The organism is Streptomyces sp. LHD-70 (genome assembly GCF_031157275.1).
Classification (GTDB): domain Bacteria; phylum Actinomycetota; class Actinomycetes; order Streptomycetales; family Streptomycetaceae; genus Streptomyces.
Genome location: NZ_JAVIFW010000023.1, coordinates 51,321 through 74,626 on the forward strand (window position 1 = coordinate 51,321; position 23,306 = coordinate 74,626).

Genomic DNA, 23,306 nt, shown 5'->3' on the forward strand with positions numbered 1-23,306 from the left:
GTTGTTAGGCCGCGGCCGGTGTCTGGTCCTGGTCCCAGGGGCCGACCAGGCGTACCGGGGGCTTTCCGGAGCGCGGGAACGTGCTGCCCGTGAGGGCGAGCAGGGGGCGGGACTTGATCGCCGTCTCCTCGAACTCCGCCTCCGGGGAGGACAGGGCGATCACGGCGCCGCCCACCCCGTACCGCAGGCGGCCGGGGGTGAGGACCGCCGTGCGGATGACCACCGAGAGGTCGGCCGCGCCGGAGAGGGAGAAGTAGCCGATCGCGCCCGAGTAGACGCCGCGCGGGCCCGCCTCCAGGCCGTCGATGATCTCCATCGTGCGGACCTTCGGCGCGCCCGTCATCGAGCCGGGCGGGAACGCCGCGCGGACGCACTCCACCGGCGAGCTGTCCGCGCGCAGCCGGGCCCGTACCGTGCTGACCAGCTGGTGGACCGTCTCGTACGTCTCGACGTGGAAGAGGTCCTTCGCCTCCACCGAGCCGAGTTCGGCGCAGCGGCCCAGGTCGTTGCGGACCAGGTCCACGATCATCAGGTTCTCCGCGCGGTCCTTCTCGTCCGTCATCAGCTCCGCGACCAGCGCCGCGTCCTCCTCCGGCGTGGCCCCGCGCGGGCGGGTGCCCTTGATCGGCTTGGACTCCATCAGGCCGTCGGCGCCCACGCGTACGAACCGCTCGGGGGAGGTGGACAGGACCGAGAGGTCGCCGAAGCGCAGCAGCGCGCCGAACGGGGCCGGGCTGACGCGGCGCAGCAGGCGGTAGCTCTCCCAGGGGTCGAAGGCGCCGCGCGCCTCGGCCATGTTGGTCAGGCACACCTCGTAGCTCTCACCGGCGGCGATCTCCTCCAACGCGGCGTCGATCAGGCCGAGATACGCGTCCCGGTCGTGGCGCAGCGTCACCTCGGCTCCGGTCGTCGGCACCGGTGCGCCGGCGCGGGGGCGGCCGGCCAGGCCGTCGAGGGTGCGGGCGGTGTCGTGCAGCCAGCGGTGCGCGGTGTCCGTACGGCCGTCCTCGGCGAGCGCGAGGAGGTACGTCCGGCCGGTCGCGTGGTCGAACACCACACCCCGGTCCGCGAAGACCATCGCCGCGTCCGGCTCCTCGGCGCGGTGCACCGCGTTGCCGCCGCACTCCGCCTTCAGCTCGTAGCCGAGGTAGCCGACCCAGCCGAGCGCGAAGTCGAAGGGCAGCGGCGGCACCGTCGTACGGAGCGCCGCCAGGTCGCGCTCCAGCCAGGTCAGGAAGTCACCGGAGACCACCTCGGTGCCCGCGGCCGAGTGCACCGTCGCCGTGTTCGTCCAGATGTCGGCCTCCACCACGCGGGCCAGCGGGCCTGACGCGTCGCCCATGAAGGAGAAGCGGCCGAGCGCGCCGCGTGAGGGCGCGCCCGTGCTGCTGTCCAGCCAGAACGCCGTGGCGCTCGCGCCGAACAGCTCCTCGTACACCGCCTCGTCGCTCCAGTGGGTCCTCAACTCCTCGACCAGGAAGCGGAGTTCGCGCGGGGGCGGCGGGGTCTCGTGGGGCGGCTCCGGCACCGTACGGGCGGGCTGCGGGAGTTCCAGCTCCGGGGCGTGCGGCGGGCGCTCGGCGTGCCAACGGCGGGCCGACTCCACGAAGTTGGCGAGCAGCGTACGGCCGTGCCGGGTGAGGATCGACTCCGGGTGGAACTGCACGCCCCACATCGGCCGGTCGCGGTGCCGAAGGCCCATCAGGACGCCGTCCGGGCTCCACGCGGTGGCCTGGAGGCAGTCCGGCAGGTCCGTCACGGCGAGCGAGTGGTAGCGCACCACCTCGAACGGGGAGGGGATGCCCGCGAACAGGCCGTCCCCGTCGTGCAGCACCGGCGACAGGCGGCCGTGCCGGGGCTCGGGCGCCCGGGCGACGGTCGCGCCGTGGGCGAGCGCCACGCCCTGGTGGCCCAGGCAGATGCCGAGCAGCGGGAGCTCGCAACGCTCCACAAGGTCTCGGCAGATCCCGAAGTCGGCGGGGCGCTCCGGCGTACCGGGGCCGGGCGACAGGACGACGGCGTCGACCTCGGCGAGGCGCCCGACGTGCCAGTCCGGGTCGTCGTTGTGCACGACGACCGGCTCCTCGCCGGTGATCTCGGCCAGTTGGTGGACGAGGTTGTGGGTGAACGAGTCGTAGTTGTCGACAAGCAGGATGCGCACGGTTGATTCCCGTATTCCCTCGTGAGTCGGCATGGGCAGTGCGGTGCTGTGGGTACGTGCGGTGCTGTGGGTACGTGCGGTGCTGTGCGGCACGTGCGGTACGTACGGTCGGCGGGCGGCGGCGCGCTCAGCCGGTCGTACGGGGCGCGGCCGCGGCGCGGGGGCGCGCCCCGGGCAGCCCGGCACCGAGACCCGCGGGCGCCGCGGAGACGGGCGCCGCGGAGACGGGCGCAGCGGAGACAGGGGGCGCGGAGACGGGCGCAGCGGACACCTCGATCAGCATGTGCTCGACCAGCTCCCGGCCCTCCCGGATGCGGATGCTGCTCAGCACGTCGAGCTCGCGCCCGGACTCGTCGGCGATGGCGTGCAGCCCGGCCAGGTCGCCGCGGTCGCTGAAGTGCAGCAGGGCCGAGCCGCCCGGCGTGGTCCGCAGCGGGGCCTCGATCAGATAGCGGCGGTGGGCGGCGTAGCCCGGGTCGACGTACGCGCACTCGTGGACCGACTCGTAGGCGTAGTCGGCCGGAGCGAGCACGAAGTTGGAGTGCCAGTAGACGGTGTCGAAGCGCTGGTCCGGGTCGAGCGCGTCGAACAGGTCGCTGTGCCGGGAGGAGACCCGGCCGGCGACGCCGTGCCGCTGCGCGTTCAGCGCCGCGTTCTCCACGGCGTGCTCGTTGATGTCGGTGGCGAGCACCCGGTCGCAGCCCGCCAGGGCGGCGCTCACCGCGATGATGCCGGTGCCGCAGCCGACCTCGAGGAACGAGCCCTGCCGCGGGACCTGCGGTCCCTCCACGAAGCCGAGCAGCTCCATGGCCGCGTCCGTCGACGCCGAGTACGGCGGTGCGAACACCTCGGGCAGCAGCGTCCAGTCACGACCCCGCATGGTGAACACCCCCGGCCGTTCACCGTCGGCCGCCGCCTCGCGACTACGCTCCAACGACCGTACATAGCTTCGGATCTGCAAGCTCACAACTGCCCCCTTCCGGGGCGGAGCTGATCTGCTCCGCGCCCCGCGGCATGAGCCTCGGGCAGGGCGGCACCCGCCAGGAAGGTGGTCTCAGGACACCGCGGAGCCGTCGCGGTGGTGCTCACAACACCGCTGCCCGGCAACGGTCCTGGTCAACGTTGACGTCTCGAATGTTCGAGAACTAGTTTCAGCCGCGCCGGGCGGTGCCCGGTCCAGAGGGTGGGGGATACGACATGTCGGGCTATATCGGTGGCGATGACGACGGGGGCGGCGGCGGTGGGGATGACGTAGCTCTCTCCGTACTCGAACTGCTCGCGGAGGAAGCGGCGGTGGGCCGCATCGACGCGCTGCTCCAGCGCGCACGGCGGTCCGGCTCCGCCCCCGCGGCTCTCGCGCGCGCCGAACGCGCGGTGCAGCTCGCCCGCGAGGTGCACGCCTCGTTCGAACGCGGGCGGCAGCGCGAGGCCGGGTTCGCCGCGCTCGTCGACACCGCCCGCGACCTCACCCTCCCCTACGACCTGGACACGCTGCTCAGCGTCATCACCCGCCGGGTGCGGCTGCTGCTCCACTTCGACATGGCGTACGTCTCGCTCCGCGCCCCCGACGGCGCGATGGTCGTCCGCACCTCGGAGGGCTCGACCACTGCGCTCAACACGGGACTTCGCGTCGAGGGAGGCAGCGGCCTCGGCAACCGGGCCCTGACCACCGGCGCGCCGCTGTGGACCGCGGACTACCTGAACGACGACACGATCCCGCACTCCGCCGGCATCGACGAGGTCGTCGAGGCCGAGGGGCTGCGCGCCATCATGGCCGTACCGCTGCGGCACGGCGACACCAATGTGGGCGTGCTCTACGGCGCCGACCGCAAGGTGCGCCACTACACGCCCGACGAGATCGGCCTCATCTGCTCCCTCGCCGACCTCGCGGCCGTCGCCATAGAGAAGGCCGGACTGCTGCAACGGGCCCAGGACCAGGTCGCCGAGCTCGAACTCGACGGTTTCCGTACGCGCACCAGCCTGATCCGGCTCGAACAGCTCGGGGAGTCCTACAGCCGCATCATGGGCCTGCTCGTCGCCGGCGCCGACCTGACCTCCGTCGCCAAGGCCGCGGGCGACGCCCTCGACGGCACGCTGCAGATGCGCGACCCGGCCGGCGGTGTCGTGGCCGCGGGCGGCGAGATACCCGACCTCGACGAGGACGCCATCGCCAAGGGCGTGCTCGCCGCGCACGCCCAGCGCATGCCCGTCCTCGCCGACGAGCGCACCTGGGTCACCCCCGTCGTCGCCGGTACGGAGGACCTCGGCGTCCTCGTCCTGAGACCGGTCACCCGCCTGGTGGGGCAGGACAGTTGGCTGCTGCAGACCACCGCGCAGGCCTTCGCCGTGCACCTGCTGATGCAGCGCAGCGCCGCCGTCGCCGAAGGGCCCGTACGCGACGAACTCCTCGACGAGCTCCTGGACGCCTCGGCCTCCACGCAGTCCCCGCACCAGATCGCCCAGCGGGCCCGCCGCCTCGACATCGACCTGGAGCAGCCGCACGTCCTCGTCGTCGCCCGGCCCGAGGGCGGGGAGCAGGGCCGGGCCGTGGTGTGGGCGTCGTCGTACGCGTACCGCATGTCCGGGCTCAAGACCGTGCAGAGCGGCTGCATCGTGCTGCTGCTGCCCGGCACCGACGCCTCCGCCGCGGCCCGTGCCGTCGCCGACGAACTCGCGCCGCTGCTCGGCCACCCGGTCTCCGTCGGCGCGGCCGGGCCCGACTGGTCGCCCGCCGAGGTCGCGCGGATGTACCGCGAGGCGATGCGCTGCCTGGACGCCCTCACCGCGCTCGGCGGCACGGGCTGCGCGGCCGCCGCGAACGACCTGGGCTTCCTCGGCCTGCTCCTCTCCGACGACTACGACGTCGACGGCTTCATCGGCGCGGCCCTCGGCCCGGTCCTGGAGTACGACGCGGAGCGGCTCACCGACCTCACCCGCACCCTGGAGGCCTACTTCGCCTCGGGCAGCAGCCCCACCAACGCCGCCGAGGCGCTGCACGTCCACCCCAACACCGTCTCGCGCCGCCTGGAGCGGATCACCGAACTCCTCGGCAGCGACTGGCAGAAGCCGGGCCAGGCCCTGGAGGTGCAGCTGGCGCTGCGGCTGCAGCGGGCCAGGAGAGTGCTGCGCGACCGGGACGGCAGCGGCGGGCGGGGACCGGCGGACGACACCTCCTGAGCCCGCTGCCGTGCCCGACGCGCCCGCCGGCCTGCCGCGCCCGCCGCGCCCTTGCAGGGTGGCCACCTCGCACGCCGGAGGGGGCTGGTGAGAACCAGCCCCCTCCGGCGTTCGTTCGTCGGCGCTGCTCTACGCCGCGTTCTGAAGGCCGAGGCCGAGGCCGACGTCGAGGCCCTCGTCCGTGGCCGAAAGGACCGTCGCCGCGTGGGCCGCGGAGGCCAGCGTGATGTGGCGGTGCCAGCCGCGGAAGGACCGCCCCACGAAGTCGCGTAGCCCGACCTCCTCGCCGACCTCGGCGAAGTCCTGCTCCACGCGGCGGGTCAGCTTCGTCAGCCGCAGCAGCGGCGCGACCGGCGCGTTCGTCAGGTCGGTCAACCAGACCTGGACCGGGGGGCGTTGCGGGTCGTGCCACTCGCCGAGCAGCAGCATCGGGCGCTGCCGGCCCGTCTGCGGGTTCAGCAGGGACACCCGTACGACCGAGGCCAGGGACGTGCGGGAGGTGCGCCCGGCGGCGGGGTCGAGCCAGTGCACCGGGCGGCGCAGGCCCTTCGTCGACTCCAGGATCTGCTGGGCGGGCAGCGGGCCCGCGCCGAAGCCCGGCATGGCACGGTCGGCGACGGTGAGCCGGCACGACGCACCGATCCGGCCCATCACCGGCACCTGCGCCGCGGCGAGCCGCGCGAGCGTCGGGCGTACGTTGCTGCCGCGCAGGTCGAGCAGGACGGGACGGCGCGTCACCCCCCAGTTCTGCGCGGCCTCGATCGCCACGGAGGCGGCGCACTCCTCCTGGCTCTCGCACCCGAGGCCCTCCGGAACCTCCGCCCGGTCCCGTCGCTCGTGGTCGTTGACCCACTGATCGGGAAGCATGAGACGCCAGTTGACCGGTGCGCTCAGCTCCTCCGAGGCGAACCAGACCCCGAACGCCTGCTGCCCGCGGAACATCTGGCCCAGCTGCGGGGCGAACAGCCGGTCCACGCCCACCGAGTGCTCTCCGGCCTTCGGGATGTGCAGGGAGCGAACCACCCAGGCCCGCGGCGTGCAGGACCGCTCCAGATATCCGGCGAGTGCGGCCCGCATGGGCTGCCAGTCCCAGGTCGAGCTGGAGATGAAGTGGTGCAGGGCCTGCTCGGCGGCGGCACCGCCGACGTGTGCCGCGATGTTCCGGATCGACTTGCGGCCCTCGGCGAAGAGGAGGCCGCGCAGATACTGCTCGGCCTTCATCCGCTGGTCCTTCCTGCGGAACTCCGCGAACAGGGCGGTGCTGAGTTCGGAGACGACGCCGTCGTAGCCGGCGGTGTCGGACGTCAGGGGAGCCCGATCGCGTATCGGGCCTGGTACGGCAGAGTTCCTTCTCCTCAGGACAATCGTGTTCACAACGTTCCCCCATCGGTTGGGCAGCCCCTCAGCTGCACCTCAACCGTCGGGTGGGAGCAGGTGCCTGAACGAGGTGTGCCGCTCACCCACTTGAGCCGCGCTCCGGTGCCCGGACCACCAGGAGGCCTGCCGCAGAGCCCGGGGGCGGCGCCCGCCGGGGGGAACGGGGACGCGGGGGTGTGGCCGGGCCACCATGCGGCGGTGCAAGGGTGATGACACGGCCTAGGTGACACACTCCGACCAGGAACTTTGACCCCTGCAGGCCCATGGCCCACCATCACCGCACCAGGGCAAGGGTGCAGGAAAGCCGGCCGCCCATGGCGCCTCGCGCGACACCGGTACCCCGGCCGCCTTGGCGGCGAGCACCGCCGACCGGACCCGGAGTTGAGAAGTGCCGACGACCACAGCATCGAGAAGGGCGGTCGGGCACCCCGTCGAGTCGTACGCGGCGCTCGGCGACTGCCTCGCCGCGCACCGTGAAGGCCCCGGCCGCGACGCCCCGTTCCCCGACTGGGCGGACCGGCTCGCCGTGCTGCTCGCCGAGGAACGGCCTGACGGCGTGCTGCGCTACCGCAAGGCGGCCCCCGGACGGTCCCTGGACCACATCGTCGCCGAACAGCTCACCGCCGTACGGGAGTTCGCCCCCGACCTGGTCGCCCTGCGCGCGGGCGGCCACGACCTGCTGCGCCCCGACGCCGACCCCGACGCGCTCGCCGAACGCCTGGAGACCGCGGTCGCCGAGCTGTGCGCACCCGCCCGTACGGTCCTGCTGTTCACCGGCATCGACCCGCGCCCGCTGCCGGTGCTGCGCCACGCGCGCGCCAAGGCCGCCACGTACACGGCGCATCTGCGGGCCATCGCGGACCGGCACGGCTGCCCGGTCGCCGATCTGTGGTCGCTGCGCGCGCTGCGCGAGAGCCGGGCCTGGGACGAGGGCGGGCTGCGGCTCTCGGATCTCGGCCACCGCCAGATCGCCGCCGAGGCGGCCAGGGCACTCGGCCTGCACCACACGGTCTCCGACGGCGAGTTGGTGCGTACGACGGCCGACGGTTCCCGCACCGAGGTGCGTCACCCCGACACCGCCTGGCTGCGCGACTACCTCACCCCGTGGCTGGACCGCCCGCGGGGGCCGCGGACGGGACCCCGGGCCGCGCCCCGGGCGGCCCCTCGCCGCGGGGACGAACTGCGGCCCTGAGATCCTGGGCCGCATGGCGACACTCGACGGAGAGCCGGTGCAGCCCGACGAGCTGCTCGGCCTCGCCCTGCTCAACTACGGCCACTTCACGTCCATGCGGTGCGACGCCGAGGGCCGCGTCCGCGGGCTCGCGCTGCACCTGGAGCGTCTCGTACGGGACTGCCGGACCGTGTGGGGAGCGGAGCTCGACCCCGAGCGGGTGCGGGAGCTGCTGCGGCGGGAACTGGCCGGGCAGGACGGGCCGTGCGTGGTGCGCGTGACCGTCTACGACCCCGGCCTCGACCTCGGCCGCCCGGCCGCGCCCGCCCGGCCCCGGCTGCTGCTCACCCGCCGCCCGGCCGGCTCCCTCACGGCCCCGCCGCTGAGCGTCACCGCCGTACGCCACGACCGTGACCTGCCCGCGGTCAAACACGTCGGCCTGTTCGGCACCCTCCGCGCCCGCCGCGAGGCCCAGACGGCCGGGTACGACGACGCCCTCTTCGTCGACGCCGAGCGCCGGGTCACCGAGGGCGGCACCTGGAACGTCGGCTTCGTCCGGGACGGCGAGGTGCTCTGGCCACAGGCGGACGTGCTGCCCGGGGTGACGATGGCACTGCTCCGCACCCACGGAACCCACACCCACACCCACACCCAGACCCCGCTGACGCTCACGCAGGCGAAGACCATGGACGCCGCCTTCGCCACGAACGCCTCGGTCGGCGTACGGGCGCTGTCCCGCATCGACGAGGCAGAGTTCGCCACGGACCACCCGGTGCTCGACGCGCTGCGCGCGGCTTATCTGGGGGTGGTGGGGGAGCGGCCGTAGGGCCCGTCTCTCCGATCTTTGCGGCCCGTGTCGCGCACGCGCGCGAGGGGCCCGACAAGCTCGCCGTGCAAGCCTGTCGGGCCCCTTCGGAGGGTGTGCCCGGGTGTTACGCGGGTGCCGTGCCGCTCAGCTCCGCCGCGAAGCCCTCGCGCCACGAGGTGTGGCTGGGCTGCCAGGCCAGGGCGGAGCGGGCGCGGCTGTTGCTCGCGCCGCGCAGGCCCGTCATGTAGAGGACGCCCCAGCCGCCGATGGCGAGGCGGGCGAGGGCCGCGGGGGCCGCCTTGGGCTTGGCGGCGCCGAGGATGCGGGCCAGTTCGGGGAGCCAGACGTGGACCGGCGCCGGGTCGTCGTCGACGACGTTCAGGACCGGTGCGTTCGTCTCCGCCGTCAGGGACGTCACGATCGCGGAGGCCGCGTCGGCGACGTGGGTGAAGGAGAACACCGAGTTGCCGCCGCTGATCACGGGCACCTTCCCGGCCCGTACCTGCGACACGAAGGAACCGTCCTCGGCGAAGCCGGTGCCGGGCCCGTAGAGGTGGCCGAAGCGCAGCACCAGGCCGCCGGCCTCCTTGGTGATCTGCTCCAGGTCCACGACCGCCTGAAGGACCGGGCGGTACGGCTTGGGCGGGTTGCTCAGGAACGGCGCGTCCTCGTCGGCGGGGCCCTGGCCGGGCTCGTTGACGAACGCGATGCTCTGCGTGACGACCCGCTTCACGCCCGCCTCCGCGGCCGCGTCCACGAGGTTGCGGGTGCCCTCGGTGCGCAGCCGGTTGGTGAGCGCGAACTCCTGGTCGACGCGCTTGGGGTTGGGGCTCGCGGGGATCGCGGTCAGCAGGTGCACGAGCGCGTCCGGCGCCGTCTCGCGGACCGCCTCCATGACCCAGGCGCGGTCCAGGGCGTCGCCGTACACCATCCGAACGCCCTGGCTCTCCAGATCGGCGGCGCGGCCCTTGGACCGGGCCAGGCCCACGACTTCGTGGCCCGCGGTGAGCAGCTGCTGCGTCAGCTGCCGGCCGATCGCCCCGGTGGCGCCGGCAATCAGAATCCTCATGGTCAATCCTCTTACTGTCGGGCGGAGCGGTCGCGGTGCAGGTGGGCCGTGATCTTGGCCGCCTGGTCGTCGGGGATCGTCAACCCCAGCACATCACGCAGGGTGGGGACGATCTCGTCGACGGCGATGAGGCGGCGCTCGTCGTCGAAGTCGGGCCGGCGGGTCTCCAGGATGCGATCCCGAAGCACCACTCGCTCATCGGGGCCGACCCGCATCGCGACGACATGGCCGATGAACACCGAGCGCGGGCTCGTCATGGAGAAGTGCGCGGCCACCTCGAAGTCGATCGGGTACTGCGCCTCGGTGGTGAACGAGTACACGTCGAACCAGCCGTCCGCGTGCATCGAGCGCAGCACCCACTCCTCGCCGTCGTCGTCCAGGCGCCAGCGCCAGCCGCCCACTTCGAGCGTGGCGCCGTGCCGGTACGGGATCGGCTCCAGCGGGCCCTCGTCGCCGAAGCCCACGTCGGCGAGGTAGCGCTCGCCCTCGGCCTCGACCAGGAGAGCCGTGTGCGAACGGAAGCGGATATCGGTGGTGTTGCCGCGCCGCACCCGGGCCAGGTGCCGGGTCACGGTGAAGCCGAGCCGGGTCAGCACGGCGGCGAACAGCAGGTTGTGCTCGTAGCAGGAGCCGCCCTCCGCCCCGTGCACCAGCTTGTCCTGCACGGACTTGACGTCGATCGGCAGCTGGTCGCGGTCGATGCCGTCCGCGATGAACCCGATGGTGGCCAGGTGGCCGCGGTGCACCGCCCGCAGGGTGTCCAGGGTCGCGGAGCGCGGCCCGTCATAGTCGATCCGGCGAAGGTACGCGTCCAGGTCCAGCTCGTCACTGCCCCAGATCGGATCCGTACCGGCGTCGTCCACGCTCGTGATAGTCACGGCACTGCCCTTTCCCAAGAAAGGAGGCCCGGCGATGACAGGGGAGGTCCGGGCCTCGGTGCGAAGGGGCCTGGTGCTTGTCGGTGACCGGCCGTCGCACGGTGCTGGAGTGTGGCAGCGGGCTCGTGCACGGCGCCCGTGCGGGGCGGGAGTCTGTCAACTCCTCGCCGTGAAGGGGGAGATGAGCGGCGTGGGCTTACGGACACGGCTTGACGGGACCTTACGGACACGGCCTGGCGTGAGACTTTACGGACACGGCCCGGCGTGACCTGACGGACTCGGCGCGCGGCGCTGGTGGCCGCCGGGGTGGCGCGGTGAGGCTGACCGGCCGTGGGAGCGCCGGTCGTGTGGGGGGTCCTTGGGGGTCCCCTCTTCCACGGCCGGACACCAGCCGATCGACAGCAGCCGATCGACAGCAGCAGCAAAAGCAGCAGCAAAAGCAGCAGCAAAAGCAGCAGCGAAAGCAGCGAGGAGACCTCATGGCAACGGTGGACGTGGCGGCGCTGACCGCGAAGGCGGAGCGCCTGCGGGCGCTCCACGGCGACCGGCCGTTCGTGCTGCCCAACGCCTGGGACGCGGCGAGCGCCCAGGTGCTGGCCAAGGCCGGCTTCCCGGCGATCGCCACGGGCAGCAAGGCCGTGGCCGACAGCCTCGGCCACGCCGACCTCCAGGCCGCCCCGGCCGAGGAGATGCTGGCCGCCGCCGGGCGGATCATCAAGGCCGTCGACGTCCCCGTGACCGTGGACATGGAGGCGGGCTACGGGATGTCGGGCAAGGACATCGTGGCCCGGCTGCTCGACCTGGGCGCTGCGGGCTGCAACGTCGAGGACACCGCGTACCCCTCGACCGACCTGGTCGACGTCGCCACCCAGGCCGCCCTGATCGCCGAGATGCGCGCGGCCGCCGACGAGGCCGGTGTACCGCTCTGGATCAACGCGCGCGTCGACGTGTGGGAGCCCGGCGCGTACCCGAAGGACACGCCCGCGCAGGAGATGACCGACGAGGCGGTGCGGCGCGGCCGCGCGTATCTGGAGGCGGGCGCCGACTCGGTGTTCCCCATCTTCGTGGCCGAGGAGGAGACCATCGCCGCCCTCGTGGAGCGCATCCCCGGGCCGGTCAACATCATGTACCTGCCGCAGACCCCGTCCCTGGACCGCCTGGCCGAACTCGGCGTCGCCCGGGTGTCGTTCGGGCCCGGGCTGCACATGGCGACGCTGATGGTCCTCGAAGGGCTCGCGGGCAAGATCCGCAGCGGCGAGGACCCGTACGCCGAGTTCCTGGCCCGGCACCAGGCGGCCCAGGAGGCCCAACAGGCCGAGCAGGCCTGACCTTTCCGCCCCCACCCTCCGCGGGTTCCCACGCCCCCTCGACCGTCCGGTCGAGGGGGCGCGCCGCGTTCTGGCACACCCGGACGGCGTGCGCGGGCGGTCCGTACGACGTGCGCCACCGGACTACGGACGACGTGCGCGGCGGTCCGTACGACCTGAGCAGGCGGTCCGTACGACCTGACTTACTGGACATGCGTTCGTTGCCGCGATTGGCGTGAATCCACAGCATGGAACCGTCTTCACCAGCCTCTGAGCCACCCGCGGTGAAGGCGGGGCCGCCGGACCTTGGCTGATACCGGTCGCCCGGGCCCGCATGCCGACCTCGGCCGCCGCACCCGGCGGAGAAGTCCCGCCACGTCTGAGAAGTCCCGCCACGCCTGAGAAGTCCCGCCACGAACCCATCCGTTGAGAAGGAGCCCCATGCCCACGGACCCCGACGACAGGACCGGTCTCTGGCTCGGCAGCATGGTCGAGGAGGCCGCGGCCGCACACCCCGACGGCCTCCTCGTCGTCGACCACGGCCTCGACGCCCTGCCCGACGCACCGCGCGCGTTCACCGTGGCGGAGCTCGCCGGGCACATCGCCGACCTGTCGGCCCGGCTGTGGGCGGCGGGGGTGCGGGCCGGCGACCACGTCGCGCTGCACAAGAGCGCCAACTTCGACCTGTACCTGCTCGCCTGCGCCGCCGCCCGGATCGGCGCGGTCCCGGCGATGCTCTCCCCGGCCCTCGACGCCGACACCGTCCAGCGCCTCCTTGCCCGCCTCGGCCGCCCGCACCTGCTGACCGACACCGGCAAGCTCACCGGCGAACTGGCCGGGCTGCCGCTCGACGAGCTCGCCGACCGCGTCCTCGTCACGGCCGGCACGCACCCGGGCGCCGTGTCCCTCGCGGACCTCGCCGACGCCCCCGCCGTACCCGCCGTACGCACCGCACCCGACGGCGCGGCGCTGATGACGCACACCTCCGGCACCACCGGAACGCCCAAGCTCGTGGTGCACACGGCGCGTTCGCTGCTCGGCCGGCTGCGCCCGCAGGAGCGCCTGGCGAGGGCGTTCCGGGAGCCCGAACGCACCCTGATCCACGTCTCGTTCGTGCACTCCCGGCTGTTCCTCGCGCTCGCGGTGCTGCTGCCGCGCGGCATGCCCGCGATCGTGGTGCGCGAGGGCGACGCCGAGCACGTGGCGCAGATCTGCGCCGAGCTGCGGCCCGGCCTGATCGAGACGCACCCCAACAGCTTCATGGAGTGGGAGCCGCTGGCCTCCGACCCGCGCAGGCCCTTCGCCGGCGTCAAGTACTTCAGCAGCACCTTCGACGCCATCCACCCCGGCACCATCCAGCACCTGCTCGCCGCCTCGGACCGCCGGATGCCGCTCTTCTACCAGATCTACGGGCAGAGCGAGTGCGGCCCGCTCGCCGGCCGCGCCTACACCCGGCACGGCGCCGAGAACATCGACGGCCGCTGCCTCGGCCACCCGATGCCCGGCACCTCCGAGATCCGGGTCGTCAGCCGCGGCGGCGAGGAGCCGGGCCCCGACACCCCCGGACACATCGAAGTACGCACCCCCGGGCGGGCGTTGACGTACTACGGCGAGGACGAGCGGTACCAGGAGCAGGTCACCGACGGCTGGTGGCGCATGGGCGACGTCGGCTACCTCACCGAGCAGGGCTGCGTCCACCTGCTCGACCGCGAGGTCGACCTGATCCCCGCGCTGCGCTCCACCCTGGAGGCCGAGGACACCGTCCTCGCCCGGCTGCCGGAACTCACCGAGCTCGTCTTCGTGGCCGGGGCGCGGCAGGAGCCCGTACCCGTCGTCTGCACCGCCGGCAACCGGCCCCTGGATCCCGGGCGTTGGCGCGCCGCCGTACGCGACCTGCCCGCCGCCCTGGCGCCGCCGGTGCAGATGAAGCTCGACGAGCTGCCGCGCACCGCCACATCGAAGATCAAGCGCCGCGAGCTGGCCGCCCGCCTCCAGGCCGGAGAAGCGGCCTAGCAGGACCGCCGCGCGCCGCACGTGAGCAACCCGGACACAGACCGAGGAGACAACAGAGCGATGTCGAAGACAGTCGTCGCCGGCGGCGGCATCGGAGGACTGGCCGCGGCCCTGAGCCTGGCCCGACACGGTCACGAGGTGACCGTCCTGGAACGCAGGGATTGCTTCACCGAGTACGGGGCCGGAATCCAGCTGGGACCGAACGGCTTCCACGCCCTCGACCGGCTCGGCATCGGCGCCGCGGTGCGTGAACGCGCCGTGTTCATCGACGCGTTGCGGTTCATGGACGGCACGAGCGGTGAACGCGTCGCCGAGATGCCGCTGACCGAGGCCTACCAGGAGCGGTTCGGGAACCCGTACGCCGTCGTGCACCGCTGCGACCTGTTCCAGCCGCTCGTCGAGGCCTGCCGCGCCTCGGACCGGATCGAGCTGGTCGCCGGCCAGGACGTCGTGGCGTACGAGCAGGACGGCACCCGGGCCACCGCGGTCACCCGCACCGGGGAGCGCTTCTCCGGCTCGGCCCTGATCGCCGCCGACGGCATCCGCTCCGCGCTCCGCGGCCAGCTGGTCGGCGACGGCCCGCCCAGGGTCTCGGGTCACACCATCTACCGGTCCGTGATCCCGATGGAGCTGGTCCCCGAGGAGCTGCGCTGGAACACGGTGACGCTGTGGGCGGGGCCCAAGTGGCACTTCGTCCACTACGCCATCGGGGGCGGCAAGTACCTGAACCTGGCGGCCACCCGCGACGACGGCGCGACCCGCGCCCTGGTCGCCGAGCCGGTGTCCCGGTCCCATGTCCTCGGCCAGTTCCCGGAGTTGAGCACCACCGCCCGGTCCCTGCTCGAACTCGGGGGCGACGAGTGGCGGGCCTGGGTGCTGTGCGACCGGGACCCCGTGGCCGACTGGACCGACGACCGGGTGGCGCTGCTCGGGGACGCCGCGCACCCGATGCTGCAGTACGCCGCGCAGGGCGCCTGCATGGCCCTTGAGGACGCCGTCGTCCTCGGATCCGTGCTGCAGGACATGACTCCTGAGAACGTTCCGCAGCGCCTGGAGAAGTACAACGCGATGCGGCGTGAGCGCACGGCCAGGACGCAGCTCGTCGCCCGGGAGCTGGCGCGCAGGCTCTACCACCTCACCGGCCCGGCCGCCGCGGAACGCAACGCCATGCTGTCCGCCCTGTCCGTGGACGAGCTCCACGACAAGGTCGCGTGGCTGCACGACGGGGGGTCCTCCCTGCCGTAAGCGGCCGGGGTCCTCCCTGCCGTCAGTGGCCGCGGGGTCCTCCCTGTCGTAAGCGGCCGACTTGACGCAGTGGAGCGGGAGTTGACGGCGTCCGCTCTCCCTTCTGGCCATCCTGAAATTTCCGGCTAACGATCGATCGATCCCCCATCGGGTCCTGCCTCCCTGGACCCGCTCCCCGGCCATGGGCCGGGGCCGTGACGGCCCCGATCCGTGCCCTGAGACATCCGGCCGACCGGCACCCGCCGCCGTACCTTTCGGAGACATTCAGTGGACGACACCATGCTCGGCATACCGCTCAAGACCGCCCTGCAACAGCCCGACTGGAACGACTACGAGCAGACCCGGCTGGTCCGCAAGGAGCTGTCGCTGCGAGCGCCGCTGGTGCAAGCCACCGACGTGCGCGCCCTGCGCGAACAGCTCGCCCGCGTCGCCGCGGGCCGGGCCCATGTGGTGCAGTCCGGCGACTGCTCCGAGGACCCCGACGAGAGCACCTCGGAACACGTGCACCGCAAGGCCGCCGTGCTCGACCTGCTCGCCGGCGCCCTCAAGCTGATCACCCGTAAGCCCGTGGTGCGGATCGGCCGCATGGCGGGCCAGTTCGGCAAGCCCCGCTCCAACGACACCGAGTCCGTCGACGGCGTCGAACTGCCCGTCTACCGGGGGCACATGGTCAACCTGCCCGACCCGGACGCCGAGAGCCGCAGGCCCGACCCGCTGCGGATGCTCACCGGCTACATGGCGGCCAGCGAGATCACCCGCAACCTCGGCTGGGCCGGCGCCTGCCGCCGGCACGCCGAGTCGACCGTGTGGACCAGCCACGAGGCGCTGCTGCTCGACTACGAGGTCCCCATGGTCCGCGAGCAGGAGACCGGTGAACTCCTGCTGGCCTCCACGCACTTCCCGTGGATCGGCGAGCGCACCCGGCAGGTCGACGGCGCCCATGTCGCCCTGCTCGCCAAGGTCGTCAACCCGGTCGCCTGCAAGGTCGGCCCGAAGATGACCCCGGACGAGCTGCTCGCCCTGTGCGAGCGCCTCGACCCGCAGCGCGAGCCCGGCCGCCTCACGCTCATCGCGCGGATGGGCGCCGACGCGGTCGCCGACCGGCTGCCATCCCTGGTCGCCGCGGTCCGGGCCGCCGGACACCCGGTCGCCTGGCTCACCGACCCGATGCACGGCAACACCATCAGCACCCCGTCGGGCCACAAGACCCGCCTGGTGCCGGTCGTCGAGCGCGAGGTGCGGGCGTTCAAGTACGCCGTCGAGTCGGAGGGTGGCGTCGCGGGCGGACTGCACCTGGAGACCACCCCCGACGACGTCACCGAGTGCGTACGCACCGAGGCCCACCTCGACCGGGTCGGGGAGCGCTACACGAGCCACTGTGACCCGCGTCTGACGCCCGCCCAGGCGATGTCCGTCGTGACCGCGTGGGCGGGATGAGCCGTACGCGGCTGCACCTCCCGGGGACGCCGGGGCTCCTCCCGGGTCGTCGGGGCACCTCCCGGGGACGCCCGGGTCCGAGCGACGAGAAGAGGTCGTGGAAATGCAAGGACAAGTCGCCCTCGTCACCGGCGCCGCCGGCGGCATCGGGGAGGCGGTCGCCAGGGAACTGGCCGGCCGCGGCGCCGTCGTCGCGGCCGTCGACCGGGATGAGGAGCAACTCACCGAAACCGTCGGCAAGTTGGCGGCCGACGGCCTGGACGTGACGGCGTACGTCACCGACGTCACCGACAGCGACCAGGTCGAGAAGACCGTGATCCGGGTCGAGGAACAGCTCGGCCCGGTCGAGATGCTCGTCAACGCGGCCGGGGTACTGCGCCTCGGCGAGGTCGTCTCGTACGCGGAGGCCGACTGGCGGGTGACCTTCGACGTCAACGTCAACGGCGTCTTCTACCTCTCCCGTGCCGTGGTCGGCCGCATGGTGTCCCGCACCCGGGGCGCCGTCGTGACGGTCGCCTCCAACGCGGCCGCCACCCCGCGCGCCGACATGGCCGCGTACGCGGCGTCCAAGGCGGCGGCGACGATGTTCACCAAGTCACTCGGCCTGGAGGTCGCCCGCCACGGCGTCCGCTGCAACGTCGTCGCCCCCGGCTCCACCGACACCCCGATGCTGCGCTCCATGTGGTCCGACGAGTCGAGCGCCCAGGGAACGCTCGAGGGCAACCCCGGCAAGTACCGCGTAGGCATCCCCACGGGCCGCCTCGCCCTCCCGACGGACGTCGCGGCGGCGGTGGCGTTCCTGCTGTCGGACGAGGCGAAGCAGATCACTCTGCATGTGCTGACGGTGGACGGGGGGGCTTCGCTGGGCTCCTGACCCCGGCCCCCGTCCAGCAGACCGCCGCCGGTCCCCGGTCACCCACGGGGGCCGGCGGCGGCTGCGCGTGTGCGCTCGTACGTCGGCCCGCGCCCCGGCATACGGCCCGCACTGGGGCGGCTCGCAGCATCAGCTCTCCGTCGGGGCGCAGGAACAGAAGTCTCCGATTAGGCGGCACCGCCCGTGACGCCCATTGCTGTGCGCGCCGCCGCCACGAATGCGGCGATCGCCGGGTGCGTGCCGCCGCCCGCGCGGAAGGCGACCTTCGAGCGACGGAAGAGGGGCAGCCGGGTCAGGACCACGCCCTCGGGGGCGTGTGCGGTGGCCATCTCCGGTACGAATCCGGCACCTTGCCCGATCGCGGCCAGTGCCAGGACCGTACGGAAGTCGTTGACCTGATGGCGGATGCGCGGCTGGAAACCGGCCGCCTGACAGGCGCGTACGGCCATCGCGTGACCGGTCGTACCGTCCCGGGCCGTGATCCATGGGGACGTGGCCCACGGTCCGAGCAACTCCTCCAGCGTGTCGCCGCGGGCGGCAGGACCGGTAGCGGGATCGCTGTCGGTGGCGCCGCCCGTGGCCAGGTACATCGACTCCTCCAGCAGGGGCACCTGCTCGACCGTGGTGTCCGGGGATGCGGGCACGAAATCGTAGTCGTGGACGAGGGCCACATCGAGTTCGCCTGCGCGTAGACCGTCGGAGACTCGCGCCGAGTCGATCTCCTGCACCATCGGTTCCAGGGCGGGATGCCGCAGGGCCAGTTCGGCCAGCGTGGTGGGCACGATCGCAGGGCCGCCAGAGGGAAACGTCCCGATCCGCAGCGGCCCGCCGATGCCCTCGCGTGCCCCGGCCAGCTCGGAGACCGCCAGTTCGAGGCGTTCGAGGACGGCGTCGGCGTGGGTGACGAGGGTGCGGCCTGCAGGCGTGAGCACCACCCGTCTGCCGCTTCGTTCCAGCAGGGGCACGCCCGCCTCGCGCTCAAGCACGCTCAGCTGCTGGGAGACAGCCGAGGCGGTGAAGGTCAGCGCCTCGGCGACGGCCGCGATGGTGCCGCGCCGGTCCAGTTCGCGCAGCAGGTGGAGACGTCGGAGATCGAGCATAAGGTGAGCTTATGCATAAGCGAAGAAACATGAACTGGAACTACTGGGTTGGTGTCGGTCAGGCTGGGCGCATGAAGCCCGAAGCGAACCTCACCGGCCTGTTTGTCCCCTTGGTGACTCCGTTCACCGACGACCTGCACCTCGCGCCGGACGCGCTCGCCTGCCTCGCCAACGAAGCGCTGTCGGCCGGCGGCGCTCGCGGACTCGTTGCCCTGGGCACCACCGCGGAGGCGGCCACGCTGACGACCGAGGAGAAGCGTGCCGTGGTCCGCATCTGCTCTGCCGTCTGCCGGGCACACGGAGCTCCGCTGATCGTCGGCGTCGGCACCAACGACACCGCCGCCGCCATCACGACACTGCGGGAGCTCGCTCAGAGCGGCGACGTCGCCGCGGCGCTGGTTCCCGCGCCGCCCTACACCCGACCCGGTGAGGCGGGAACGCTGGCGCACTTCACGGCACTCGCCGAACATGGGGGCTTGCCGCTGGTCGTCTACGACATCCCGTACCGCACCGGTCAGCCACTCAGCACCGGCGCTCTGAACGCGCTCGGGCATCTACCGGAGGTCGTCGGGGTCAAGTACGCGACCGGTGCGATCGACGCAGCCGCGATGGAACTGCTCGGCTCGTCGGCACCAGGCTTCGCGGTGCTCGGCGGCGATGACGCCGTCATCTCGCCGCTGCTCGCGGCGGGCGCCCGCGGCGGCATCCTGGCGTCGGCCAATGTCCGCACCGCTGACTTCGCCGAGCTGATCTCGCTGTGGCAGGGCGACGCTGCCGGACCGGCCCGCAGGCTAGGGGCCGAGCTGGCCCGGCTGTCCGCCGCGCTCTTCGCCGAGCCGAACCCGACCGTGATCAAGGGGGTGTTGCACGCCCAGGGCCGCATCCCCAGCCCGGCAGTCCGGCTGCCGCTGCTGGCCGCCTCCGCCGATTCGGTCCGGCGGGCGGCGGACCTGGCCACCGCCCGAACCCACCAAGCCCACCAAGAGGCCGCGGCCTGAGACGAGCCCGTGGTCCCCGCGTCTCTGTTCCCCGTGGGCCTCCCGGCAGAACGCGCCGGCCGCCGCACTGGGGCGCACCTTCTGGTGAAGTCCCCCTGCAGGGGCAGCGCTCAGCCGTCAAGGAGCTCCGCGACGATCTGCCCTGCAACGCTTCGAGCGGGCGCGACTCGAGGGTCCTCGCGATGCGCATGTGGACCGAGGATCTTCGATGCGGCGAACAGCGTCATCAGCTTGCCGTCCCGGCTCTCGAAGTCGCGGTGCCGTTCCCGTCGTACGCGATCGGCCAGGGCCGGGACGGCGAGCGAACTCGCCCACAGCGAGGCCGAGTCGAGGCCGCGTGGCGCGTTGCCCCAGTCCTCCCAGTCGAAGAGGCAGAACGCAGGCGCGGTCAGGTTGGCCCAGTTCAGGTCCGCGTGCGCGGGAACCCAGCACTCGACGGTCGTATCGAAGTCATCGGCGAAGACGCTGCGGATGGACTCGGTGACGACGGCCTGCGTGATGGTGATGGTGTCCGGCGTAGCGATACGCCAGGTGGTCTGCCCCATGAGCGCGTCGAGCGAGGCGTTGAGCTGCGGCCACCAGCCGTCGGGCAGGACCGGGTCCTCGGCCAGTACGGCCGTGCCGATCGGAGGTGCGGGCAGGAGGTCGGTCTCGTCGGCCCGCCACATCACCGGCTCGTCCGCGTCCCGCCAGGCCACACAGCCGTGCCACCCGGGCTGGACGACACCGTCCAGGAACGCGGCGCACTCGGTGCCGTTCCACCCCTGAGGGCCGATCCTGTCGAACCCGCGCCTCTCGATACGCACCCACGTGCCTCGGTCCGTCCGCGCCCCGACCGATCGCCGCTTCCGTACGACCAAGCCTCGCTCCAGGTGCGTCCGGAGCGACATCTCCACACGATCCAGAACCTCGTTCACGGGTTCAACTCGCAGGTCGACGACACGATTTGGTGCTGGCGGGTGCGTCATACGGGCGACCGTGCAGGGCCGCCGCCGAAACGAACGAGGGCAAGGAAGCGCTGGACCATGCCCGCTTCCCGGACGCCGATGACCGGGCCCACGTCTTCGCCCAGCGGGTGATGGCCAAGACTTCGGCCCTGCTGCTGAGCCACGCGTTGCCGGACGACGGGCTGAACGATGTCCGCGACAGGATGTCGAGAGAAGTCCACCGCGGACAGACCCGAGGGGAAGCGGTCGACACCCACCGGAAGGTGGTCGCGCTCGCGCGCACGGCGACGGCCGGAATCGCGTCGACCTTCGTGCTCCACGTCGGATTCGACCAGGATCTGGCCAACTCGCTCACCGTGGGCGGCGCGGCAATCGCCTCGGCGGCGGTGCACGAGGTCACGACCGGTGCCTTCAGCAGCCTGACGGAGCCGATGGCGGCGGCGCGTCGGCAGGCCCGTGCCTGGCTCGCGACCATGCCGATGTGGCTCATCCACTACGTCATGTGGAGCGACGGCCAGATCCGCAGAGGTACGGGCGACGGCATCTTCCAGCTGATGAGCATCGTCACGGCGATCAGGGCACGCGAAGCCAAGTTGGAGCCGCTGCAGGACATCGAGCGAGTCGAGCAGCACCTGAAGCGCCTGATCGAGAGCGCGAACAGAGTGGGGGACAGCGAGTTGGAGTCCGCGCTCATGAACCTGGAGAGTGCCGTTCTGTACCTCCCGGAACGCATCCCCAACTCCCTCACCGCCCTCATCACGCTCCTCGAGGGATTACCCGAGGTCCCGGGGCCGGAGCCCGACGCCGACGTGCCGGGCCCGATGCTGTCGGGACGTGTGCCGCCTCAGATCGCAGGCCGCGAACCGGCTGATGGTCCGCCCCACGCCGACACCCTTCAGCGGGGAAGCTGAGCCGACCGCACGAAGACCCGAGAGGCCACCATCCCGTACGGGGGTGGTGGCCTCGACCGTTGTGATGGCTCAGTGAGACATCACAACGAAGAGGGGCGGAGCCCCCGAGCAATCCGTCCGGCGGCGGTCACCCCAGGTACGGCGCCGGGCGGTCCTCCAGGAAATGCCGAAGGCGCAGCCGCTGGGTGTGGTGGAGGTCCAGGCCGTCCAGCTCGTCGGGCGCGACCCAGCGGAGCTCCAGGGACTCGTCCGAGACGGCCAGTGTTCCGCCGGCGAGACGGGCGCGGAAGCACACGTTGAACTGTCGGCGTACCTCCCCGTCGCTGTACGCGATGACGTGACGGGGATCGGTGTAGATCCCCACCAGGCCCGTCACTTCGATGTCGAGACCGGTCTCCTCCCGCACCTCCCGTACGGCAGTTCCGGGGAGGCTGTCGGTCATCTCCATGCCGCCGCCCGGCAGAGCCCACCTCCCCGAGTCGGCCCGCCGCTGGAGCAGGATGCGGCCCTGGTCGTCCGTCACGACGGCGGAGGCCGCCACGGCAAGGCTGTTGGACCGGACGCCGTCAGCCGGTCGGGCCGCGGAACCGGCCTGTGCCCCGATGCTCGGATCTAGGGGCTTCGGGGGTGGGTGGCGAGCGCTCTTGTGTGGAAGGGGAGGGAGGTTTTACCCACCCTCCCTCCATGCCGTTGGCTCGTCCGTTCCGACACCGGTTACGGGTTCAACTGCCTTGCAGGGCAAGGAATATGACTAATGTGCGATTGGCTGCGCATATGCCATGTAGGTGTGTAACGTGCGCAGAACTAAATGACCCCCGATCGGTGCTGAGAACACCTCCGGGGGTCTGACCAGCAGATCGAACACTGGACGATCCATGGCTGTTGCCAAGCTTATCTATGTGGCCCCCTCCTCTGACTACCCCATGGCCGTATCCGGCTTCGGAAAACGTTCCGTGCCAGGTCAGGGGCCGCGACGTACGACCGACTTCGAGGCGCTGCCCCCAGTCGCCGCCGCCGTCGCCGCGTATATCGACCGAATGCCCGACGGCGCTGACGTCTCCATCAAGGGCCTGTCCGCCCAACTCCCCCGGGGCCAGGCCTCGATCGGGACCGCACTGCGGGAGTTGTCGCGGGCCGGACACCTGCGGCGCATCCGCGAGCGGGTGGCCACCGAGGGGGCGAGCCGTTGGGTGACCCACACTCACTTCTCCCGTACGGCTCACGATGACGAGTGGTGGACCGCGTACGTCGAGGGGCGGGACGTGAACGCGTGCCCGCAGGAGCCCCGGGGCGAGGAAGCCGACTCCGGGGAGCCGGCGGCTCCCGAAGACCCAGCTCCCGAAGACCCAGCTCCCGAAGACCCAGCTCCCGAAGACCCAGTTCCCGACGACCCGGTTTCGGAAGATCCAGTCGCCCCAACCGCTCCGGCCGCCCCAACCGCCCCGCCAGCACCGAGCGAGGCCTACGCCCTGCTTGCCGAACTCGGCCTCGCCGACAGCCGGATGAGCCTCTCCGCCGCCGACTGCACGGCTCTGGCTCCGCTCGCCGCGGAATGGCTGCGGCGCGGGTCGACCAGAGACCTGATCATCCATGCCCTCACGGCCGGCTTACCTCCGGTAGTCCACTCACCCCGGCGCATCGCCGAGATCCGGCTGACCGACAAGCTGCCACCCGTCCTCCCACCACGACGGCCCACCATCCGCATGCTGGAATGCACCATCTGCCGCGTCCCCGGGAGAGCCGAGGCGCTACGCGGCGGCGAATGCGCCGCCTGCCGAGGTGATCGCCAGCCCCAACACACCCCAGCCCTTCGCCCCGAAACCGTCCGTCAGT

Annotated in this window: 18 protein-coding genes; 10 read left to right on the forward strand and 8 right to left on the reverse strand. The window is 72.2% G+C overall.

All coding sequences use genetic code 11. The features are described 5' to 3' along the window. Positions 1 to 4 precede the first annotated feature (4 nt). Together pabB and RCO28_RS32920 are read right to left on the reverse strand one after the other, a co-directional pair. Positions 5 to 2,161: an aminodeoxychorismate synthase component I gene (gene pabB, locus RCO28_RS32915; RefSeq protein WP_308944995.1), complete on the reverse strand. Its 2,157-nt coding sequence runs from the start codon at positions 2,159 to 2,161 to the stop codon at positions 5 to 7. A 127-nt stretch (positions 2,162 to 2,288) separates the two neighbouring features. Then, positions 2,289 to 3,095, reverse strand: a complete 807-nt coding sequence (locus tag RCO28_RS32920; RefSeq protein WP_308944996.1) for a methyltransferase domain-containing protein — start codon at positions 3,093 to 3,095, stop codon at positions 2,289 to 2,291. Positions 3,096 to 3,358: 263 nt separating this feature from the next. Between RCO28_RS32920 and RCO28_RS32925 the strand changes: the two genes are divergently transcribed. Then, on the forward strand, positions 3,359 to 5,338 hold the full coding sequence (locus RCO28_RS32925; protein ID WP_308944997.1) for a helix-turn-helix domain-containing protein: 1,980 nt from the start codon (positions 3,359 to 3,361) through the stop codon (positions 5,336 to 5,338). Between the two features lie 129 nt (positions 5,339 to 5,467). On the opposite strand, the gene RCO28_RS32930 is transcribed toward RCO28_RS32925, so the two are convergent. Then, complete coding sequence (locus RCO28_RS32930; RefSeq protein WP_308944998.1) at positions 5,468 to 6,712, reverse strand: transposase; 1,245 nt, start codon at positions 6,710 to 6,712, stop codon at positions 5,468 to 5,470. A 391-nt stretch (positions 6,713 to 7,103) separates the two neighbouring features. Between RCO28_RS32930 and RCO28_RS32935 the strand changes: the two genes are divergently transcribed. Next, entirely contained in the window at positions 7,104 to 7,907 is an 804-nt protein-coding gene (locus tag RCO28_RS32935) for an SGNH/GDSL hydrolase family protein (protein ID WP_308944999.1), read from the forward strand. Positions 7,908 to 7,920: 13 nt separating this feature from the next. Then, entirely contained in the window at positions 7,921 to 8,712 is a 792-nt protein-coding gene (locus RCO28_RS32940) for an aminotransferase class IV (protein WP_308945000.1), read from the forward strand. Positions 8,713 to 8,818: 106 nt separating this feature from the next. On the opposite strand, the gene RCO28_RS32945 is transcribed toward RCO28_RS32940, so the two are convergent. Together RCO28_RS32945 and RCO28_RS32950 are read right to left on the reverse strand one after the other, a co-directional pair. Next, positions 8,819 to 9,763 carry an NAD(P)-dependent oxidoreductase gene (locus RCO28_RS32945; RefSeq protein ID WP_308945001.1) on the reverse strand — a complete coding sequence of 315 codons (945 nt, stop codon included), beginning with the start codon at positions 9,761 to 9,763 and terminating at the stop codon, positions 8,819 to 8,821. Positions 9,764 to 9,774: 11 nt separating this feature from the next. Continuing rightward, positions 9,775 to 10,641, reverse strand: coding sequence for an arylamine N-acetyltransferase (locus RCO28_RS32950; RefSeq protein WP_308945002.1), 867 nt, complete (start codon positions 10,639 to 10,641; stop codon positions 9,775 to 9,777). A 479-nt stretch (positions 10,642 to 11,120) separates the two neighbouring features. Here RCO28_RS32950 and RCO28_RS32955 point away from each other — a divergent pair, with 479 nt between their 5' ends. From RCO28_RS32955 to RCO28_RS32975, 5 genes are all read left to right on the forward strand, one after another. Then, positions 11,121 to 11,969 (forward strand): isocitrate lyase/phosphoenolpyruvate mutase family protein, encoded by an 849-nt coding sequence (locus RCO28_RS32955; RefSeq protein WP_308945003.1) that lies wholly within the window; start codon positions 11,121 to 11,123, stop codon positions 11,967 to 11,969. A 420-nt stretch (positions 11,970 to 12,389) separates the two neighbouring features. After that, positions 12,390 to 13,961, forward strand: a complete 1,572-nt coding sequence (locus RCO28_RS32960) for an AMP-binding protein (protein ID WP_308945004.1) — start codon at positions 12,390 to 12,392, stop codon at positions 13,959 to 13,961. Positions 13,962 to 14,021: 60 nt separating this feature from the next. Further along, entirely contained in the window at positions 14,022 to 15,206 is a 1,185-nt protein-coding gene (locus RCO28_RS32965; RefSeq protein ID WP_308945005.1) for an FAD-dependent monooxygenase, read from the forward strand. A gap of 267 nt (positions 15,207 to 15,473) precedes the next feature. After that, positions 15,474 to 16,643, forward strand: coding sequence for a 3-deoxy-7-phosphoheptulonate synthase (locus RCO28_RS32970; protein WP_308945006.1), 1,170 nt, complete (start codon positions 15,474 to 15,476; stop codon positions 16,641 to 16,643). 103 nt (positions 16,644 to 16,746) lie between these two features. Continuing rightward, complete coding sequence (locus RCO28_RS32975) at positions 16,747 to 17,517, forward strand: 2,3-dihydro-2,3-dihydroxybenzoate dehydrogenase (protein WP_308945007.1); 771 nt, start codon at positions 16,747 to 16,749, stop codon at positions 17,515 to 17,517. 167 nt (positions 17,518 to 17,684) lie between these two features. Here the strand turns inward: RCO28_RS32975 and RCO28_RS32980 are convergent, their stop codons facing one another. Next, positions 17,685 to 18,617, reverse strand: a complete 933-nt coding sequence (locus tag RCO28_RS32980; RefSeq protein ID WP_308945008.1) for a LysR substrate-binding domain-containing protein — start codon at positions 18,615 to 18,617, stop codon at positions 17,685 to 17,687. A 71-nt stretch (positions 18,618 to 18,688) separates the two neighbouring features. On the opposite strand from RCO28_RS32980, the gene RCO28_RS32985 reads away from it, so the two are divergent. Then, a complete protein-coding gene (locus RCO28_RS32985; RefSeq protein WP_308945009.1) occupies positions 18,689 to 19,615 on the forward strand; it encodes a dihydrodipicolinate synthase family protein in 927 nt (308 codons plus the stop codon). A 110-nt stretch (positions 19,616 to 19,725) separates the two neighbouring features. Here RCO28_RS32985 and RCO28_RS32990 read toward each other — a convergent pair whose 3' ends face one another. After that, positions 19,726 to 20,583: a hypothetical protein gene (locus RCO28_RS32990; RefSeq protein ID WP_308945010.1), complete on the reverse strand. Its 858-nt coding sequence runs from the start codon at positions 20,581 to 20,583 to the stop codon at positions 19,726 to 19,728. A 110-nt stretch (positions 20,584 to 20,693) separates the two neighbouring features. Between RCO28_RS32990 and RCO28_RS32995 the strand changes: the two genes are divergently transcribed. Next, entirely contained in the window at positions 20,694 to 21,473 is a 780-nt protein-coding gene (locus RCO28_RS32995) for a hypothetical protein (RefSeq protein ID WP_308945012.1), read from the forward strand. Between the two features lie 127 nt (positions 21,474 to 21,600). Here RCO28_RS32995 and RCO28_RS33000 read toward each other — a convergent pair whose 3' ends face one another. Beyond that, positions 21,601 to 22,077, reverse strand: coding sequence for an NUDIX domain-containing protein (locus tag RCO28_RS33000; protein ID WP_308945064.1), 477 nt, complete (start codon positions 22,075 to 22,077; stop codon positions 21,601 to 21,603). Positions 22,078 to 23,306: the final 1,229 nt, after the last annotated feature.